This is a genomic window from Marinomonas maritima, from assembly GCF_024435075.2.
In the GTDB taxonomy this organism is placed as follows: domain Bacteria; phylum Pseudomonadota; class Gammaproteobacteria; order Pseudomonadales; family Marinomonadaceae; genus Marinomonas; species Marinomonas maritima.
In genome coordinates, this window is the sequence record NZ_JAMZEG020000002.1 from 711,899 (window position 1) to 727,588 (window position 15,690).

Sequence of the window (15,690 nt, forward strand, 5' to 3'; positions counted from 1 at the left end):
TCTAGCCTCCAAAAGCTTTGTTATAGGCAGAGCTTTGTTTTTTTGTTGGCGGCGTAGCGCCGCCTGAGGTTGCTTCGCTAAGCCAAGCTTCGAATATTTGCTTGGAGGTTGATGTGTCTTTTTCTGCTAAATAAACGTCTATTTCATAACTGTATGTTTTTGCTTTACTCTCCATGTCATCAAAAAATGACTCATGGACTTTCTTAAGAGTGCTTTCGAAGTTGTCTTTTTGTCGTGGCAGTAATGGGCCACTGTCCGCTATTCTAGCGAGGGATTCTAAATGTTTCAGATAAACTTCAGCCGTGTTATAGCAAGAATATTTAGCTAAAAAGACGGCTCTTCGATACGCCATTTCAGCGGTTGTTGGATCATTTAGTGATAAACTGATTTTCCCCAGCTCCATTTGGCGAAGAATGTTTTTGGGTGATCTGCCTATTGCTTCAACTAGAGTCGCTTGAGCTTCCTCAGGCTTCCCCTGAACAACTTGAATTTTTGCAAGCCAATCATAGGCACTGACAAAGAACCGGTTATCAAACATTAGTTGCCGAAAGTTCTGCTCCGCTTTTTCCAATTCGCCCATGAAAAAATAGGATTTAGCTTTGCCGAATAATGCCCAAGGCATTTTTCGACTTTTTAATGTGTTGTTGAATAAAGACAGCGCTTTTTTGTATTCTTTTATCTCTAGCAGGCTTTCGCCTATGACTCTTTCACATTTACCAATTAGTGCAGGGTGTTTTTTTATTACCCGTTTTGCGGCAGCAATCGCTTCTTCGTAATTATTTGAATCAAGCGCAACATTCACGTCATACAATTTTTCTTTTGTTTCTAATAATTTACTGAGACGCCTTTGCAAAACAGCTTGAGAGAAAGGTTTCGTAATGTAGCCATCAGGCTGATATTCGATGGCGCCCATGACCATTTCAATTGATGTTTCGGCGGTGACCATTAAATAAGTGGCTGTGTTTGGTATGAGTTTAGAATGTCTCACTTCTTCTAAAAGTTGTTGTCCATCTTTGCCGTTACCTAGGTTGTAATCAGATAGAATGACATCAAAAGTTCGATTTCTCAGAAGCTCAATAGCCGTTTCTGCTTTCATGGCAATATCAATTGAGGTAAAACCAAAATCGGTTAGCATTTTTCTCTGCATGATTCTGGCTTCTGCCATATCTTCTATGAGTAACGCTTTTTTCTTAGAGAAGTCTTGTTGTGCCATAAATAATTACATTCCACGTCTAGCAATTATAAAAAGGATTTATTTGGATCAATCACGAGATCTTCCGAAAAAATTTCGTCCTCTTCTGAGGTTTGCTGAGGAATAGAATAAGATTCACTCGCCCATGCTCCCAAGTCAATCAACTTACATCTTGCACTACAAAATGGACGGTCTGGATTTTCTTTAGACCAAGGTGTTTTTTTTTGGCACGTTGGGCAGGCAACTAAGGTTGCGGTATTACTATTTAACATGATAACAACTCTAAAATATTTTGGTGCAATTTGAAGACTTTAGCATTCATTTCAACAATATTACCAGCGTTTTCCAAGACTAGATCAGCCCTCTCAATGCGTTCACTGTTGCTTAATTGTGTTCTCATGATTTTTTCAGCGCTTTCTTGGCTTATCTTGTCTCTGCTCATGACACGTTGAATCTGTATATGTGCAGGAACATCAATCGCGACCACTAACTTACATATAGCGTCTTGTTTTGTCTCAAATAGTAGGGGATGAACAAGTAATGTATATGTTGAGGAGGTGGCATTGAGTTGTACTTTTATTTCATCACGAATGGCGGGATGTGTTAATGCTTCTAGCCATACTCTCTCTTCTGGCTGATTGAAGATTATAGTGCGTAAGGCGCTTCGGTTCAGGTTGCCGTCATTTAATAATATGTGATCACCATGGCGCTGATGAATTTTACTTAAGCAAGCCGATTCTGGCTGAACAACGAGTCTTGCGACATCATCAGCGTCGACACTTTGAATGCCTAATTTATTGAAGCACTTTGTAATTGTGCTCTTGCCCGAGCCAATGCCACCAGCAAGGCCAATGATCGGTGGAGTAGTATCAGTCATAGGTTATAAATAAAACATCAGCATGCCAGAAAGAATTAAAAATGGGCCAAATGCCATGTGTTTAGATCCATCTTTATTAAATAACAGAGTGTATAGGATTCCGGTTAAACTTGCACAAAGTAACAGGGGCGCTAAGCTTGAAAATCCAAGCCAAGCGCCAAGTGCCGCGATGAGCTTTACATCGCCTAGTCCTATGCCTTCCTGTTCTCTAAATGTTAAATAAAACCATCGCAATGAGAAGATAAGGCTATAGCCTATTAACATTCCCAATACACTGTTTTCCAGTGTGCTTGAAAGTAAGTGGAGTAATAAACCACATACCAATATTATTGTGCTGCATTCATCGGGTATTAGTTTATGTACTGCATCAATGCATGCTGCTGTTATTAAAGCACTTACTAATACAGTCTGCAGCATGAGCTGATAGACGTCTTCATACAGCCATAACAGAGGAAGACAGAAAACAAGGTGTAGAAGCTCGATCGTAGGATAATGAGAAGGGATCTTTTTTTGACAGTAGCGGCATTTTCCCTTGAGTAATAAATAACTCAGTAGAGGAATCAAATCTTGCCACCCAAGTATCTGTCCACAATGTGAGCAGTGAGATCGAGTGTTACTTAGTCGGACTGGAGGAAGTTTGTTAAAAGGCAGTGAAAGATAGTCATGCGCTTCTTTTTCCCATAAGTAAGCGTACTTCATTGGCCACCGGGAGATAAAAGCCGCGGAATAACTACCAATACTTAAGACTGTCAATGCGTAAAAAAAACATTCTAATATGAATGTATCCATTTAAGGCGTCTCAAGCAGCGGTGCATATAAAGCAATCAGAGCAGAAGTAACAAACCCACCGGCGATAAATAGACACACTGCGGGAATGAGCTTCTCAAGCAAAGAAATGTTTTTTTGCCAGCGTTTCTCGTGTTCTTTTTTGGCAAGAATGAGTGCTCTTTCAATGTTGCCATCTTGCTCCGCAGAATGAAGGGCGATGGCCGATTTATTAGGAAACCACGACTTTGGAAAACTAGCTGCATAATTATTTCCAAGGCGGAGTGTGTAATACACCGTATAAATTTCTTGTTTCATTGGCGCGTATTGGAAGTACTCCGGCATTCTTTTTAGTGCCTGTTGCAAAGTGAGCCCTGTTTTTTGCGTTGTACTTAATAGAGAGAAAAGCTTGGTTAGGCGAAAAGTTGCACTGTATTTCTCTAGCCAATAACAAGCATGACCTTTATGAAGGCTATGGATGATTACGAGTTGAATAGCGCTACATACTATATAAATAGACATGTCGCTAATGAATTCAAAAACATAGTTACCCATAGATGTTGACCGAAATATACGGTTCACGATCATAATAATTAACGCGATTTGAATGATGCAAAACGGGTAAATAATGGCTCTTAATAATCGTTTTGACCAATCTAGTAATGTTTTTAGCTGTTCAATAGAAACAGAAAGGCTTTGTTCACAGTCTTCTCTTGTGCCGTGAGAGTTGAGTAAATGGCAATAGGGAGAGGCGGCTGATTTTGTCAGATGATTTAAAGCTTCATTGAAGAGAACACCGCGCTCTAACTCACTCAATATTGCCTTGCTTGTCATCGCGATAGTAGGGTGTGTTGATGATAAAGAAAAATGAGTGATGGCTTGATTCAGTTGCAGGCCAGAATGCAGAGCACTCTGTATTTCTTCGTAAAAAGTCTGCAATGCTTTGTAATCCAGTTTTTTTGGATTCCAGTGGGTAATAGAAACTTGCCAGTGACCATCTTTTATATAATCAAAAAGTACCTTGCTTTCGGATATCCCATGCCTGTAATCGATTTTGTCATTTTGATGTTTGATTTTATACCAAGGCAATTTGAGCCTCGCTATCTTTATGGATAAAGGTTTGCCATAGGGCGGGAGTAGAAATAAGCGTTTCGTAGTTTTTGGGTAGAGCGTCTTTCCATAGGGGCTGTAAGCCATTAAACACTGGCTGCTGTGAAGCGATTTTATAAAGCATTGATTGGTGAATAATGAGTTTCAAAGAGCTCACTAGGGAGAAAAAGTCTACTTGCCAGCCATGGCAACGATGCATCGCATCGAGTGCTGAGTTTGTATGCAGAGTGGCGAGTACAAGGTGTCCAGTGAGGGCCGCATTAACGGCAAGGTTTGCGGTGATCGCATCTCGTATTTCACCGACCATAATGATATCCGGATCTTGTCTTAAAAAAGATTTCAATAGAGTGGCAGAATCTAATCCAATAGCGTGATTTGGTTCACATTGGAATAACCCCTGAATCTCATACTCAACTGGGTCTTCAATAGTAAAAATGGTTCTTTTGCCATTATTTAAAGAGTCAAGGCACGAATAAAGTGTGGTGCTTTTGCCTGCCCCCGTGGCTCCGCAGACTAAAATTAAGCCGCTGGCACCCTTTAGTGCCGAGTTCAATGTCGTCAGTAATGATGGCTTGATGCCTATATCATTAAGCCCTAAGCGGTTTTTTTCAGGTAATAATCGCATGGCAATTTTTTCACCTTTGACCGTTGCAACAATACTTACTCTAATAAAAGTCTGTCGATTTCGCTCCTCAAATAAAAACTGACCTTCTTGTGTTCTCCTTGTTTCTGATAAGTCTAAATTTGAACGCATTTTGATGCGGTTTATGAGATTACTGCTTTGGGATAAATTAGCGATTTTGCGGAGTAACCCGAAGTTGCGTTGATAGATTGTTACCCCAAGGCTTGAGTGTTCAATATGCACATCGGTCGCATGGCTGCTAACAGCATTGGAGAGTATTTCTTCTAATGTCATTTATCTTCCCCTGCTAAGCTTTGGCATTGCATCGGAAGGATGTTTGAGTCTAAATCAGAGTTGCAATCCCAATTCCTATTTGCATTTCGTGTGTATTTTAGATACTGGTTTTCACTCACTCCCGTGCTGCTATTAAGGCTGATAGTCAGGACTCCTGAGCTGTTATTTTGGCTATTAACAGACAAAGACTTAACGATTGAACCTTTGGATAAGGGGTGTTTTATGAGGTTAAACTCTGACTTGGTTGGAAAGGATCCGTGCAAAAGAATAAATTCCTCAACCATAGATTGATGCTGAGTCGCGAGGTTTTGTGCTTCTATTAATTTTGCTTTGGCAATTTGGCGGGTAAAGGTAGGGGCTGACAGGCTAGCGAGTATTGAGATAATCGCTATCACAACCATGAGCTCTAATAGCGTAAAACCACGCATAGTTAGGCGGGAACGTAACATTCTTCACTCCTTGAAGGTTTTTAGTTATCAGCATCCTGCCAATAAAATTACATTTAATGAAAAAGTCTATAAGAATCAAACAATTTGGTCGAGCACATCTCCGGTCGGCGTCTTTTCTTTATAGCTGGTGGTTTTTGTTTCTTTATTTATACCGTCGATGAGAGGTTCAAGGTCATCTTCTATAAACTCTTCTTCTATATCATGCCACAAATCATTTTTTTTATTTATTGTTTCTTCTTCAATTTTTTTTTGTTTTCTTTGTGAAAGTGCCTGTCCTTGTTCCGATATGGTGACGATAAGGTCGCTTGATGCTTTTGCATTGCGCGTATTCAGAGCCGCTAAGCTAGTATCTTCGTCTGAGCGTAAATCAAAAGTGGTATAGCCAGGCGTGGTCGTACTTGTTGAAGTATGATTTGAAAGCGCTATTGTGTGCGGGAGGCTGCCAGACATTACAATCACCAATCAAACAATGATCAGTAAATGATAATAGGCATTTGGGAATATGTCCAATACAGGTGAAAAATGATGCACCTGTATTGGACTGCAATGTTTATAGGTTCTTAAGTTTTCCGGCTTGGATTGCCGTAATCGCAATGGTGTAGACGATATCATCGACCAAGGCGCCGCGAGACAAATCATTAACTGGTTTGCGAATACCTTGCAGCATCGGTCCTATGCTTACAACATCGGCGCTTCGTTGCACGGCCTTGTAAGTGGTATTGCCGGTATTCAAATCGGGGAAAATAAAGACGGTGGCTTTACCTGCTACCTTACTGTTTGGCGCTTTTTGTTTTGCAACTTTTTCCATAATAGCCGCATCGTATTGCAAGGGGCCATCAATCAAAAGATCAGGACGGAGCTTTTGTGCTATCGCCGTCGCCTCTCTAACTTTATCGACATCATTGCCTGTTCCTGACCCGCCCGTGCTGTAACTAATCATAGCGACTTTAGGGGTGATACCGAACGCCGCTGCAGAATCTGCACTTTGAATGGCGATTTCTGCAAGCTGCTCTGCTGTTGGGTCTGGGTTGATGGCGCAATCCCCGTAAACCAAGACTTGGTCTGGTAAGCACATAAAGAAAACCGATGACACTAAGCTTGCGCCAGGCGATGTTTTGATCAGTTGAAGCGCAGGTCGAATGGTGTTGGCTGTGGTATGAATGGCGCCAGATACTAAGCCATCAACATCGCCGACTTGTAACATCATGGTACCTAAAACAACGTTATCTTCAAGCTGTTCTCGGGCGACAATGTCCGTTAGACCTCGGCTTTTTCTAAGCTCAACCATGGGGGCAACATAACGGTCGCGAATACTAATTGGGTTAAGTATTTCAACACCATGGTTTAACTCAATACCGTTGTTTTGTGCAATTCGAAGAATTTCTGTTTCATTGCCTAATAAAGTGCAGCGAGCAATGCCTCGCTCAGCACAGATAGAAGCCGCTTGAATGGTTCTGACATCTTCGCCTTCTGGTAGGATAATTCGCTTATTAAGAGAGCGCGCCAACTCAATAAGGCGAAATCTAAAGGCTGGTGGTGAGAACTTGCGTTCTTCTTGGTTCATGGCAAATGAATTGATCCAGTCATGATCAATGCAGCGTGCAATGTGCTCTTTCACCATCAAAATCCGCTCTTTATCGTCTAATGGAATCTCTTGATTAAAAGACTGCATATTGATAACGGTTTCCCAACTGTTGGATTCAACCGATAAAATGGGCAAGCCTTTTGCCATGGCTTTCCCGCAAAGCGACATGAGCGCTTCACTTGGTTGGTAACCACCAGTGAGAACTAATGCCGCGATCTTAATGTCATTTAATGCGGCAATGGCCGTAGCCATGATGACATCGGTACGATCACCCGGTGTGAAAACTAATACGCCTGGACGTAAGGCTTCAAGCATGTTTTCAACACCGCGAGCACACAAAGTATAAGATTGCACACGGCGAGAATCGATTTCTCCAGCGTTGATAATACGGGCATTAAGAAAATCTGCTACGTCTTTGACTCGAGGGTAGGTTAACTCAACTGCCGCTGGTATTTGACCAAGTAAACTAAAGTTGCGCTTAAAAATGCCTCTTTGTGCAAATAGATCACCGTAAGATTTTACTCCTAACGACCCTGGTGTTGTTTTATTCAGGATACAGCCAATCACATCATTTGCTTTAATTCCGCCATAAGAGCCTGCGGCAATTTCAACATGGTGCTCTAATTCATTTACACGCATGTTATTAGGCGCTGTCACCAATACAAGTCCAGCGTCTAGGGTTCTAGCAATGGCTTTATTAAGTCTAGTTGCATAGGGGTGTCCTGCTATTTGGGCAAGACCTTCTACAATAACCGTTGAGTCCGGCTCCACACTTGCTTGGAAACGACCAACAATCTCTTCCATGAGCTCATCAATATTATCATTATAAAGGTAGCGTTCTGCATCATGTAACGGAATCGGCTCGGCAGGTGATAATGTTGACCCTTGAGCGACCATAGCGGTCGATTTATCGGGCCCCTTATCGCCTGGCTGAGGTTGAGCGATAGGTTTAAAGAAGCTGGCTTTTAGTCCTTGTTGCTCGAGTGCTCGAACAAGACCTACTGAAACAGACGTTAAGCCAACGCCAGGGCCGGTAGGGACAGTCATAAGTACATTAATTGACATATCTGATGAATCCTAAGTTAGTCCATTATGGGAGCACGGTCATGATTAATGCTGAATTAAGCTAATAGTATCCAATGCAATCATTAACTCTTCGTTTGTTGGAATGACCCAAACAGTTGTATTGCTATTGTTTGCTGTGATGTCATATTCTGCGCCACGAGGGGCACTTTCATTAAGTGTCGAGTCTATATTGATATTTAGTGCTTTCAGGTGACTACAAATCACCTGACGCAAATAGCTCGAATTTTCTCCGATACCACCCGTAAAGACTAAATGATCAATGCTCTCTAAAGTTGTCGCTACACTCACCAAATGTTTCGCCGTACGTGCTGCAAACATATCTAAAGCCAGCTTTGCTCTTTGGTCACCTGACGCCATTGCTTCTTCAAGTGTTCTGCAATCATTGGATATTTCTGATACACCAAGTAAACCGCTTTTCTTGCTAAGAATATCCAGAGCCTCATCCGCTGAAATGTTTTCAGCATGACTGATAAAAGAAATGAGACTTGGGTCTAGGCTGCCTGAGCGGGTCCCCATCATTAACCCTTCTAATGGAGTGATACCCATACTTGTATCAGATGATTGACCATGATTGATTGCGCAAGTGCTAGCGCCATTACCTAAGTGGGCGACGAGTACACCTTGTTGATCGCTGCCCAACGAAATTTGCGCCAATCGCTGGCTGATATAACGATAGCTGGTGCCATGGAAACCATATTTTCGAAAATGGTGTTCTCGATAAAAGCTCATTGGAATAGGGTACAGGAATTGCTCTGGCGCGAGTGTTTGATGAAATGCTGTATCGAAAACGGCCACTTGAGGAAGTCCTGGAAAAAGCTCAAAAGCCACTTCTATGCCTTTAGCATGCGCTGGATTGTGTAGTGGAGCGAATTTAGAACAATCTGTTATGCCGTTTATGACTTCTTGATTGATCAATACAGACTTAGTGAATGCTTCACCGCCATGAACCACTCGATGACCGATTCCTATCAATGAGTGTTCAATATCAGAGTGAGCACTTAACCATAGCTTAACTTGAGTAACAGCGTTTTTATGGTTGCCTTCGTCAAGCATGACGATACTTTTTTTTTCTTGGTATTTGAAGGTAATACTGCTTTCGCTGGAGCCCAACCTGTCGGCAATACCTTCAACCAGTGTTGTCTGGCCTGCGTTGGCTAAGATGGCAAACTTTAAAGAAGAGCTTCCGCAATTAATGACTAAAATACTATCTTTCATACTTTATTCCTGAGATACGCGCAAAGAAAGATCGATTGCTTGAACGTGTTTTGTTAAAGCACCAATAGAAACAAAGTCAACACCCGTGTCAGCTACTTTCAAAAGTTGCTCTTTGGTCATATTTCCAGACGCTTCAAACTTTACTTGGCCTTGAAATCGAGAGACAGCAGTGGTCATGTCTTCATATGAAAAATTATCCAGCATAATAATGTCGGCACCAGCGTAAACCGCCATAGCGACTTCTTCGAGATTCTCTGTTTCAACTTCTATTGTTTTGCCTGGGGCGATTGTTTTCGCCATGCTAACAGCATTGGCGATGGAGCCAGCGGCCATAATATGGTTTTCTTTTATTAAAAATGCGTCGTATAAGCCCATACGATGATTTTTTCCACCGCCTATCGTCACCGCATATTTTTGAGCTTGTCGCATGCCGGGTAATGTTTTACGAGTGTCTAAAATAGTGAGTTTCGTATTTTTTACGATCTGCGAATATTGGCGAGTGATGTTGGCAGTGTAAGACAAAGTTTGTAAGAAGTTTAATGCGGTTCTTTCACCTGTTAAAATGCTTCTGGCGTGACCTTTAAGCGTTAAGAAAACGTGATTAGGTTCCAGTAGGTCGCCTTCATTGTTTTTCCACTCAAGGGAAACGTTCCCTCCTAGCTGAGAAAACACTTCATTCACCCATGCTTGACCGCATAAAACAGTGTGCTCGCGACTTATAATAGTAGCGGTGATTTCTTGGTCATCAGGAATGAGCTGGGCAGTAATATCACCTGAACCTATATCTTCTTTCAATGAAAAAGCAACTTGCGATTGAATGTGCTCGCTTAATAGAGCGCTCATAAGAGTCATGTACTATCCTAATCTGCCACATAATAAAATAGGTATTGTAGCGCTATATTAATGTTGCGTCAGTGTTGTTTTTTCTATATTCCTTGATTTGCTTAGGCTTTCTATGGGATATATCGTTTTTTATTTTTCTACAACCTCGGTTTGTACTGCACAATAATCTTGATGTTATGGTTTACAAAGCTTGTCTTTGGGGTTGGTTGTTAGCTCGTAGTTGCTGTCTTAAGCTTGTTTTTGTGATTTTTTTGAAAAATGCATGTGATTCACGATATTTATACAAACCATTGATTTAGTGAATCCCAATGTGTGTGTGTCGCATTCTAGAGGGTTGGCATGGTTTACTGTCAGTTTTTCGGTAAGCATCATGGCATTATAAAGCTTCAAAAGTGTCTTGCTGGCTTCGATCTTTATGTGGGTGGCTAGGCGATCTCTTGATTAGGTGTTAATCTTAGGCCCAAATTAGACCTTGTTATGGTGAGTTTATCCCCACTTCATGTAAGGTTTAGGTAAAGTTTTTATACTATGTGTGCGTTTTATGTACGCAGTTTAGTAAATAGTTTTGAATTTTTATGTGCATTTAGTAACGCTATTTGTATGTAAAAACTTAATATTGGGTTTGATGAACCAAACCCAAATTGGAAGCGAGCCTACTAGAAAATTTAGTGGTCGATGCAATGGACAAAATATAAAAACAATAAGAGTTGCCATTGGAACGTATAAAACGACACTTTAAACATAAGTAAATTAGTGTGTCGTTTTATCCTAGGTCGGCTGGATCTTTATATAGCTATTTTTATAGCCGTATAAATAGGGTCCGACGGTTCGTTTAAGTAGCCTCTAAGACATTAATACATAATTGATCTTGGTAGGTTAGTATCTGTTCTAATAGCGGGAGTTATTAACACGATGACTGAGCAGCATATTCTCGAAGACATTGATCCAATTGAAACCAAAGAGTGGGTCGATGCGCTTGAGTCTGTCCTTCGCGAAGAAGGTCCTGATCGCGCGCAATACATTTTAAATCGTTTATCGAATGAAGCTTCAAAAGCTGGCACATCAATGCCTTCGTCTATCACGACGGCATACCGGAATACAATTGCTCCTGAAAATGAGAAGCCGTTACCGGGTGATGTCTTTATGGAGCGTCGTATACGTTCTATAATTCGTTGGAATGCATTGGCTATGGTAATGAAGGCAAACCGTGTTGATTCAACACTTGGTGGCCACATTACGAGCTTCTCTTCTGCGGCAACGCTTTATGATATCGGTTTTAACCACTTTTTCCGTGGTAATGACGGTAAACAACAAGCTGATATGGTTTTTTTCCAAGGCCATATCTCTCCAGGTATTTACGCTCGCTCATACATTGAAGGTCGTTTGACTGATGAGCAGCTAGACAACTTCCGTCGTGAAGTAGATGGCAAAGGTATCTCTTCTTACCCACACCCTTGGTTAATGCCCGATTACTGGCAGTTCCCAACGGTATCTATGGGTCTTGGGCCATTACAAGCCATCTATCAAGCACATGTAATGAAGTACCAGCATAGTCGTGGCCTTATCGATCAAGGTGATCGTAAAGTATGGGCGTTCCTTGGTGATGGTGAGTGTGACGAACCTGAATCTTTAGGTGCAATTGCGCTTGCTGGACGTGAAAACCTAGACAACCTTATTTTCGTGATCAACTGTAACCTACAGCGCCTTGATGGTCCTGTTCGTGGTAACAGTAAAATTGTTCAGGAACTTGAAGGCGTATTCCGTGGCGCTGGCTGGAATGTGGTCAAGTGTTTATGGGGCCGTCATTGGGATCCTCTTTTTGCGAAAGATCACAACGGTTTGCTTGTTAAGCGTATGAATGAGGTTTGCGATGGCGAACTTCAGAACTACAAAGCAAATGGTGGAGCTTATACTCGTGAACATTTCTTCGGCAAATATCCAGAGTTGCTAGAAATGGTTAAAGACATGACTGACGATGAGATTATGAATCTTAATCGCGGTGGGCATGATCCTTACAAAGTTTACGCAGCGTATTCCGAAGCAACTTCTCATAAAGGTCAACCGACTGTTATCTTGGCGCAAACCGTTAAAGGTTACGGCATGTTTAAAGCGGCTGAAGCGCAAAATACCGCGCATCAAACTAAGAAGTTAGATGAAGAGTCACTTGCTCAGTTTCGTGATAAGTTTGGTATTCCTATCAGCGACGAAGAGCTAAAAGACTTACCGTATTACAAACCAGCTGAAGACAGTCCGGAAATGCAATACATGCGCTCTCGTCGTAAAGAATTACACGGCGCATTTCCTATTCGTAACCATGATTGCGAAGCGCTTGAGGTGCCTTCTTTGGAAGCCTTCAAAGCTCAGATTGCGGGAACAAAAGGGCGTGAAATATCTACGACTATGGCATTTGTGCGTGCATTGAATGTTATGGTTAAAGACAAAGAAATTGGCAAACGTGTCGTTCCAATCGTTGCAGATGAAGCGCGTACGTTTGGTATGGAAGGCATGTTCCGTCAGCTAGGCATCTACTCTTCTGAAGGGCAACGTTATACGCCTCATGATCATACTCAGATTATGTACTATAAAGAATCTGCTGATGGCCAAATTCTTCAAGAAGGTATTAATGAGCCAGGTGCATTCTCTGCATGGTTAGCATTGGCTACGTCTTATGCAAACAGTGCTTTGCCAATGATCCCTGTTTACATCTATTACTCAATGTTCGGTTTTCAGCGTATTGGTGACTTGGCTTGGGCTGCAGGTGATTCACAGGCGCGCGGTTTCTTGATCGGTGCCACAGCAGGTCGTACTACGTTGAATGGTGAAGGATTGCAGCATGAAGATGGTCATTCCCATATTCAGGCTGGCCTTATCCCTAACTGTATATCTTATGATCCGACTTACTCTTACGAAGTGGCTGTTATTGTTCAAGATGGCTTACGTCGCATGTTTAAGGATAAAGAGAGTGTTTTTTATTACCTAACAGTAATGAATGAAAACTACACTCACGAAGATATGCCAGAAGGTGTTGAAGATGGCATCATTAAAGGGATGTATAAACTTAAATCTCATGAGAAGAAAGCCAACAAGAAGCAGGTTCAATTACTTGGTTCTGGTGTGATTCTTCGTGAAGTGGAAGCGGCTGCAGAGATTCTCTTTAACGACTTTGGTGTAAACTCTGATATTTGGAGCGTAACATCGTTCAATGAATTGCGTCGCGAAGGTCTTGATGCAAGTCGTTGGTCTATGCTTCATCCAGAAGAGGAAGCTCGTCTGTCATACGTCGAGTCTTGCTTGGATGGTAAAGGCCCAGTTATTGCATCTACCGATCATATTAAATTGTTCGCAGATCAAATTCGTCCATTCATTACAGGTACGTACAACGTGCTAGGAACGGATGGTTTTGGTCGCAGTGATACACGTGCACAATTACGTCATTTCTTTGAAATTAACCGTTATTGGGTCGTTGTTTCTGCTTTGAACGCACTGGCGAAAGACGGTGTGATTGATGCATCTGTAGTTAGTGGGGCGATTGCTAAGTTTGGTCTTGATCCAGAAAAGCCAAACCCAGTAACTTGCTAATTACCCAACAAGCTAGGTATCTGACTCAAGAGTATCTTGAGTCAGATAAGTTTTTAAGTTTGATGCGTCTATACGACGAAGGAGATTTCTGTGAGTACTGAAATCATTCGAGTACCGGATATTGGTGGTGCGACTGATGTCGAAGTTATCGAGATCAGTATTAAGGTTGGCGATACTGTTGAAGTTGACCAATCTATAATTGTATTAGAAACAGATAAAGCCTCTATGGATGTTCCATCTTCCATGGCCGGTAAGGTAACAAGTATTTCCGTTAAAGTGGGCGATAAAGTCTCTGAAGGCGATGACGTTCTTGTTATCGAGATTGAAGGTGCTACTGCATCTGCGCCTGAAGCAAAAGAAGATGCTCCAGTCGCTGCAGAGGCCTCTAAAGCCAAGGCAGCTCCAGCTTCAACGCCTTCTGCTTCTAGTGAGAAAAAAGTTTCGGTACCTGATATTGGTGGCGCAACAGATGTTGAAGTCATTGAAATCTGTGTTGCAGAAGGCGATATGGTTGAAGAGGGTGACTCTATAATTGTATTGGAAACTGACAAGGCGTCGATGGATATTCCCTCACCGTTTACCGGTAAAGTTGGAAAAATATCTATTAAAGTAGGCGATACGGTGTCTGAAGGGGCTGATGTTTTGATGATAATGGCTGAGTCTAGCGATTCTGCTGTTACGGAAGGTGAAGCGCCTAAAGAAGCCGCACAAGCAGACGCTCCATCTGTTTCAGGTGGTGTTGAAACGGTTAATGTTCCTGATATCGGCGGCGCTGAAGGCGTCGAGGTTATTGAAGTTGCTGTTTCTGCTGGTGACAAGGTTGCAGAGGGCGATTCAATTATCGTTCTTGAAACTGATAAAGCGTCTATGGAAATCCCTGCACCTAAGTCTGGAACGGTGAAATCTATTTCGGTCAAAGTGGGCGATAAGGTTTCTGAAGGTCACGCTGTTCTTGAATTAGAGGTTGAAGGTGGTTCTGCACCGATAGAAGCGCCTGTTGTTGCTGAAAAAACAGCACCGGCTGCCTCTGCGCCTCAAGCTAGTGCAGCTAATAAAATGGCACCAGTCGATCAGTCGGCAGTGTTGTCAACACCATCTACGAAAGTTCATGCTGGACCTGCAGTTCGTATGCTTGCTCGTGAATTGGGCGTTGAACTTGCTCTTGTTCGTGCTACAGGTCCTCGTGGCCGTATTACGAAAGAAGATTTGCACGCTTATGTTAAGGCGGCGGTGCAAAAAGCCGTTTCAGCTCCAGCGGGTGGTGTTACGTCGGGTTCTGGCTTGCCAACAGTGCCGGATCAAGATTACAGCAAGTTTGGTGAAGTTGAACTTGTTAAGATGTCTAAGATTCAGCGCTTAACTGCTCAAAACATGGTTCGCAACGCGCTTGTTGTGCCTCAAGTGACGCAGTTCGATAAAGCGGATATTACTGATCTTGAAGATTTCCGTAAGGGCTTGAAAGGTGAAATGGAGAAGCAAGGTATTAAGTTAACGCCGCTTCCTTTCCTTATCAAAGCGGTTGCTCAGGCAATGGTCGCGAACCCTAGCTTTAATGTGTCACTGATGGCGGATGGCGAAAGCTATGTCCAGAAAGGCTATGTGCACATTGGTATTGCAGTGGACTCTCCGGTAGGTTTGGTGGTTCCTGTATTGCGTGATGTTGATAAAAAGTCAGTGCTCCAGATCGCTAAAGAGGCAAACGAGCTAATTAAGAAGGCTCTTAGTAAGCAACTTAAGCCTGTGGATATGCAAGGTGGTTGTTTCACTATCTCGAGCTTAGGTGCTATTGGCGGTACAGGATTTACACCTATCGTCAATTGTCCTGAAGTGGGTATCCTTGGTGTTTCTAAAGCGGACATTGAGCCACGCTGGAATGGCAAAGAGTTCCAGCCTCGTACTATGTTGCCACTGTGTTTGTCTTATGACCACAGGGCAGTTAATGGTGGAGATGCGGGTCGCTTTATGACGTTCTTGAACTCACTATTAAGTGATGTGCGTCGCTTGTCTCTTTAATAAGTTGCTTTGATCCATATTGCTAGTGTACAAAAAAGCCGCTATTAGAAGCGGCTTTTT

The 15,690-nt window shown here is 42.3% G+C and carries 13 protein-coding genes; 2 read left to right on the plus strand and 11 right to left on the minus strand.

The features are described 5' to 3' along the window. Position 1 precedes the first annotated feature (1 nt). From M3I01_RS09340 to nadC, 11 genes are all read right to left on the minus strand, one after another. A complete protein-coding gene (locus tag M3I01_RS09340; RefSeq protein ID WP_255895562.1) occupies positions 2-1,213 on the minus strand; it encodes a tetratricopeptide repeat-containing response regulator in 1,212 nt (403 codons plus the stop codon). Between the two features lie 26 nt (positions 1,214-1,239). Next, positions 1,240-1,464, minus strand: coding sequence for a DNA gyrase inhibitor YacG (gene yacG, locus M3I01_RS09345; protein WP_275565044.1), 225 nt, complete (start codon positions 1,462-1,464; stop codon positions 1,240-1,242). Continuing rightward, a complete protein-coding gene (gene coaE / locus M3I01_RS09350; RefSeq protein WP_255895565.1) occupies positions 1,458-2,069 on the minus strand; it encodes a dephospho-CoA kinase in 612 nt (203 codons plus the stop codon). Before coaE ends, yacG begins: the two co-directional genes overlap by 7 nt. A 3-nt stretch (positions 2,070-2,072) precedes the next feature. Next, positions 2,073-2,858 carry a prepilin peptidase gene (locus M3I01_RS09355; protein WP_275565045.1) on the minus strand — a complete coding sequence of 262 codons (786 nt, stop codon included), beginning with the start codon at positions 2,856-2,858 and terminating at the stop codon, positions 2,073-2,075. Next, positions 2,859-3,923, minus strand: coding sequence for a type II secretion system F family protein (locus M3I01_RS09360; RefSeq protein WP_255895567.1), 1,065 nt, complete (start codon positions 3,921-3,923; stop codon positions 2,859-2,861). Continuing rightward, the gene (locus tag M3I01_RS09365; protein ID WP_255895568.1) at positions 3,910-4,860 is read right to left on the minus strand and encodes a GspE/PulE family protein; all 951 of its coding nucleotides are present in this window, start codon (positions 4,858-4,860) and stop codon (positions 3,910-3,912) included. The genes M3I01_RS09360 and M3I01_RS09365 overlap by 14 nt, the downstream gene beginning before the upstream one ends. Next, positions 4,857-5,309, minus strand: coding sequence for a pilin (locus M3I01_RS09370; RefSeq protein ID WP_255895569.1), 453 nt, complete (start codon positions 5,307-5,309; stop codon positions 4,857-4,859). The genes M3I01_RS09365 and M3I01_RS09370 overlap by 4 nt, the downstream gene beginning before the upstream one ends. 75 nt (positions 5,310-5,384) lie before the next feature. After that, positions 5,385-5,759, minus strand: coding sequence for a hypothetical protein (locus M3I01_RS09375; RefSeq protein WP_255895572.1), 375 nt, complete (start codon positions 5,757-5,759; stop codon positions 5,385-5,387). Between the two features lie 100 nt (positions 5,760-5,859). Then, positions 5,860-7,959 carry a phosphate acetyltransferase gene (gene pta / locus M3I01_RS09380; protein WP_255895574.1) on the minus strand — a complete coding sequence of 700 codons (2,100 nt, stop codon included), beginning with the start codon at positions 7,957-7,959 and terminating at the stop codon, positions 5,860-5,862. A 45-nt stretch (positions 7,960-8,004) separates the two neighbouring features. After that, positions 8,005-9,195, minus strand: a complete 1,191-nt coding sequence (locus tag M3I01_RS09385) for an acetate/propionate family kinase (RefSeq protein ID WP_275565046.1) — start codon at positions 9,193-9,195, stop codon at positions 8,005-8,007. Between the two features lie 3 nt (positions 9,196-9,198). Further along, a complete protein-coding gene (gene nadC / locus M3I01_RS09390) occupies positions 9,199-10,047 on the minus strand; it encodes a carboxylating nicotinate-nucleotide diphosphorylase (protein ID WP_255895578.1) in 849 nt (282 codons plus the stop codon). A 903-nt stretch (positions 10,048-10,950) separates the two neighbouring features. Between nadC and aceE the strand changes: the two genes are divergently transcribed. Further along, a complete protein-coding gene (gene aceE, locus M3I01_RS09395; RefSeq protein WP_255895580.1) occupies positions 10,951-13,617 on the plus strand; it encodes a pyruvate dehydrogenase (acetyl-transferring), homodimeric type in 2,667 nt (888 codons plus the stop codon). Positions 13,618-13,707: 90 nt separating this feature from the next. Beyond that, positions 13,708-15,630, plus strand: coding sequence for a dihydrolipoyllysine-residue acetyltransferase (gene aceF / locus M3I01_RS09400; protein ID WP_255895581.1), 1,923 nt, complete (start codon positions 13,708-13,710; stop codon positions 15,628-15,630). Positions 15,631-15,690: the final 60 nt, after the last annotated feature.

Coding starts and splice junctions, on each gene's coding strand:
- M3I01_RS09340 (WP_255895562.1), bottom strand. CDS start 1,213: ATGGCACAACAAGACTTCTCTAAGAAAAAAGCGTTACTCATAGAAGAT.
- yacG (WP_275565044.1), bottom strand. CDS start 1,464: ATGTTAAATAGTAATACCGCAACCTTAGTTGCCTGCCCAACGTGCCAA.
- coaE (WP_255895565.1), bottom strand. CDS start 2,069: ATGACTGATACTACTCCACCGATCATTGGCCTTGCTGGTGGCATTGGC.
- M3I01_RS09355 (WP_275565045.1), bottom strand. CDS start 2,858: ATGGATACATTCATATTAGAATGTTTTTTTTACGCATTGACAGTCTTA.
- M3I01_RS09365 (WP_255895568.1), bottom strand. CDS start 4,860: ATGACATTAGAAGAAATACTCTCCAATGCTGTTAGCAGCCATGCGACC.
- M3I01_RS09370 (WP_255895569.1), bottom strand. CDS start 5,309: ATGTTACGTTCCCGCCTAACTATGCGTGGTTTTACGCTATTAGAGCTC.
- M3I01_RS09375 (WP_255895572.1), bottom strand. CDS start 5,759: ATGTCTGGCAGCCTCCCGCACACAATAGCGCTTTCAAATCATACTTCA.
- pta (WP_255895574.1), bottom strand. CDS start 7,959: ATGTCAATTAATGTACTTATGACTGTCCCTACCGGCCCTGGCGTTGGC.
- M3I01_RS09385 (WP_275565046.1), bottom strand. CDS start 9,195: ATGAAAGATAGTATTTTAGTCATTAATTGCGGAAGCTCTTCTTTAAAG.
- nadC (WP_255895578.1), bottom strand. CDS start 10,047: ATGACTCTTATGAGCGCTCTATTAAGCGAGCACATTCAATCGCAAGTT.
- aceE (WP_255895580.1), top strand. CDS start 10,951: ATGACTGAGCAGCATATTCTCGAAGACATTGATCCAATTGAAACCAAA.